Below are 1,337 nucleotides of genomic sequence, written 5' to 3'. Positions count from 1 at the left end.
GACGGTCAACGTCACGATCAACGCGACGGCCTCCACGCCCGTCGCCGGCCCCTTCACCACCACCGTGGCCGGCAACACCACCAACAACGCCCTACCGCTGTCGATCAGTGGTCCAGCGCCCACGAGCGTGGCGGTCTATTCCAATCCAGCCAACGCCTCGGCAACGCCAAGCGGCACAAACATCTATTTCTCGCCCACCAATGGTTGGAGCGGCCAGACCTCACTGCAGTACACCGCATCCAACGCGGCCGGCACCAGCGCTCCCGCAACCGCGACGATTAATGTCCGCCCGCGTGTTGGCAATGTGACAGCAACGGTGACCGAGCGCGTCCAGACTGTGATCCCGCTCTCGCCGCAGACCAACTACACGAGCCTGGCCCTGATCGGTTACCCGAAGGGAGACGCCTACATCAGCGGCTCAAACCTTTATTACAACGCCTACGCAGGCACCGGAAACAGCGGCGATTACTTCGTCTACCAAGCCACAAGCGCTGGCGGGACGAGCGATTCGGGCCAGATATACATTACGATTAATCCGCCGGCGCCTGTGAACCACAATCCGGTCGCCACAGTTTTCAATGTAAACATTGCGGCCAACTCGTACGCCTACTTCAACGGGCTTGCCAACGCCAGCGACCCAGACGGCGATCCGCTCACCCTACTCAGCGTCACCCCTCCCCTCCATGGGAGCGCATGGACCAACAGCAACAACTATATTTCTTATGTCCCGGCAGCTGACTGGAGCGGCACCGACGGCTTCTACTATACCGTCTCAGACGGCCGCGGAGGCACCGCGCAAGCCGCTGTGAACGTCTATGTGAGCGCCCCGCCGGCCAATAAACCCCCGACGGCCAACCCCGGCACCACCGATCCGGTCTGGCAGTCGACCACGGTCTATGTCGATCCCACCACCAACGACACCGACCCGGACGGCGACGCTCTGACCGTCCAATCGATCGACAACTTCTACTGCGCCTATGGCCAGATCAACGGCGCCAGCGCCTGTCCCAGCAACATCGGTTCGGTCAGCAGGAGCGGCAACACCCTCGTCTACAGCGCGCCCTTCCTGTCGAACAGCGGCAGCCCCGGCAGCAACTATGCCGCCATCGTCGTCTGGTACACCATCAACGACGGGCACGGGCACACCGCCCAATCCTATCAAGTCTTCAATGTCTATGGCCCGCAGTAGCCATCTATCGGTCAAAGAGGCGTTGTCGCGATGAAGCAAGCTTGGATGATGACCATGGCTGCGGCCGTGTCGCTGCTGGCTGGCCAAGCCCTGGCCGCCGACTGCGAGGCCGACCTGCGTCCAAAGGTCGAGGCCGCGCTTGGCGCGG

The 1,337-nt window shown here is 62.4% G+C and carries 1 protein-coding gene; it reads left to right on the top strand.

Annotation, left to right across the window (positions count from 1 at the left end; genetic code table 11):
• Positions 1–1,189 (top strand): Ig-like domain-containing protein (locus FCU40_RS22975; RefSeq protein WP_168078115.1); only part of this gene is annotated, 1,189 nt, incomplete at its 5' end.
• Positions 1,190–1,337 lie beyond the last annotated feature (148 nt).

Source organism: Caulobacter sp. SSI4214, from assembly GCF_012184455.1.
Classification (GTDB): domain Bacteria; phylum Pseudomonadota; class Alphaproteobacteria; order Caulobacterales; family Caulobacteraceae; genus Caulobacter; species Caulobacter vibrioides_E.
The sequence above is the reverse complement of the archived record's forward strand: the minus strand, read 5'-3'. Positions and strand labels throughout refer to the sequence as shown.